The 2,108-nt window shown below is 33.3% G+C and carries 2 protein-coding genes; both read right to left on the bottom strand.

What is annotated here, in order from left to right; genetic code table 11:
- Window positions 1–85: 85 nt before the first annotated feature.
- The gene (locus tag B3J44_RS21695) at window positions 86–1,276 is read right to left on the bottom strand and encodes a porin (protein ID WP_286971372.1); all 1,191 of its coding nucleotides are present in this window, start codon (window positions 1,274–1,276) and stop codon (window positions 86–88) included.
- A 49-nt stretch (window positions 1,277–1,325) separates the two neighbouring features.
- The coding region (locus B3J44_RS21690; RefSeq protein ID WP_286971371.1) for an asparaginase domain-containing protein at window positions 1,326–2,108 on the bottom strand (783 nt) is incomplete at its 5' end.

The raw sequence follows: 2,108 nt of genomic DNA, 5'->3' as shown, positions 1-2,108 counted from the left end.
TCTAAACTTTTGGGTGCAGTCTAAACATCTTCCTTTTTTTTATTTAATTTTTAATGAAAACTCGTTTTAAAATAAATAATAGCAACTATAAAACTAATAGTGGCGATATTACACCGATCATTATTCTTCCTGTATTATTATTTTCTTGTCCTAAAACTGTTTTTGAATAATCGCTATAACGGTAATATCTTCCGACATAAGTAGCAAAAAACTTTAAATTAAAGTTTTTTATAGGATAAAACTCAACAGTCGGAATTACTCCCCAAGCTGTTCTTACCCTATCTGACTTTTCTAGTGATGATATATCCTTCCAATAAGACGTGCTTATCATTCCTATTAAGGAAATTTTCCATTGTTCATTAATCGAGTAGACAGTTCTGAGCCAGTGTTCTATGTAATAAACATTTTCTGCCGCATGATCTAAAACAGTCTCAGGAATAAGAGAACTTACAACACCAGTTCGATCCAAATCTTCGATGCTCCATTTAAAATCATATTGGAAGAGCCATTTTTTTGTCCGAAATTGATTTCCTAACGCGGTATAGTACATATTTACTGGTCTGCCATTTTTTAATGCTTCTTGAAAGACACTAAAACTGTAGATTGTTTTAAATTTTCCATCTAGAAAACTCCCATTCCAATTTCCAATGTATGCAGCAGGGAATTTTGCTTCCTCAACATCGGGTACATTCTCATATAGTTCCGTGAAACTTTTCGTTCTCGAATTTAATATCTGACCCGATAAAACATGATTTTTTGATAGTGTCCAATTAAATTGAACCCCAGTTAAAAAATTATCTGAATTATCTACAATGTCGTTGTACTGATAAATATCAATTGGATTCATATCAAATTCATATCCTCCCCAATTTGCTGTCATTTTTCCGATAGCAATACTTGTACGATCAGATATTTTATACCCAATAAATGCTAAATCTGTTGAATGGCTAATGTTATCTACCGATTGCGTTTCTGGATCTCTTGTATATCTGTCTCTAAATCTAAAAAAAACTTTGTCTTTATAGACTTTTCCTTTTACTTCAAATCTAAACTGATTAATTTCAAAGCTACTTCCTGTGTAATTTCCACCCTCAAAATTATTATTTAGTCCAATTTGAGTATTAAAAATAACATCAATGTTATTCAACAGATCGGCTTTATTAGCTTTTATTAATGGTACAGTATGATTTACCGTTGTATCGGCCTGCTTTTCTTGTTGGGAATAAACATTAGACACCAATAAACTAAATGATAGTATTAAAAATAGTATACGCATATTTTTATTTTTTAGAATACTGTTATTTTACGTCATTTTCCTGCCTGCATCAATACTCAAAAAAGTACTCCTGCAGTTTTTTTGTGTCGTTTGTTTGTGTAAGTCCAAGCATTAGCAAAATTCTAGCTTTCTGAGGGACTAAATCATCTGCTACAATTGTTCCTAATTTTTGATCATCCGTTTCATCCAAAAGCGTAACTCTACCAGTTGCTACTCTTGAGGCTCGTACTACAACTACTCCTTTCTTCACTGCAGCTGCGACTGCATCTGAATTGACCTTGTTAAGATTTCCATTTCCTAAACCACCTGTTACAATTCCTTTTACTCCAGAATTCACATACGCATTTATAGCTGTTGCAGGAGCATCTGCATATAATTCTACTACTGCAACTTCTGGAAGTGTTTTTAATCCTGTGATATCAAAAGGCGTATCCTTGTTTGTTTTACGGAGTATTTTTTCATACATCACAACTTTTCCATCATAAACCTGTCCAATAGGTCCGCTGTTTGGAGCTGTAAAAGCATTTAAATGGGTTGTACTTGTTTTTAAAGCAGCCCGACCTGAAAATATATATTCATTAAATACCAACAATACTCCGCTATTTGCTGCTTGTTTTGAAGCTGCTAAAGTTACCGCATCAAAAAGGTTTTTTGGTCCGTCGGCGCTTATAGCAGTTGCAGGACGCATAGAACCAGTTATTATTACAGGTTTATCATAACGAGAGGTTAGAGATAAAAAATAGGCAGTTTCTTCTTGAGTATCTGTGCCATGTGTTATGACAATGCCATCTGCTTCATTATTTTTGTAGATTTCATTAATTCTATTATTGAG

It is taken from the genome of Flavobacterium sp. UBA4854, assembly GCF_002399805.1.
Taxonomy (GTDB): domain Bacteria; phylum Bacteroidota; class Bacteroidia; order Flavobacteriales; family Flavobacteriaceae; genus Flavobacterium; species Flavobacterium ginsengisoli.
The sequence above is the reverse complement of the archived record's forward strand: the minus strand, read 5'-3'. Positions and strand labels throughout refer to the sequence as shown.

Bases quoted from the DNA above. Each gene is read 5' to 3' on its own strand.
- B3J44_RS21695 (WP_286971372.1), bottom strand. From the start codon at position 1,276: ATGCGTATACTATTTTTAATACTATCATTTAGTTTATTGGTGTCTAAT.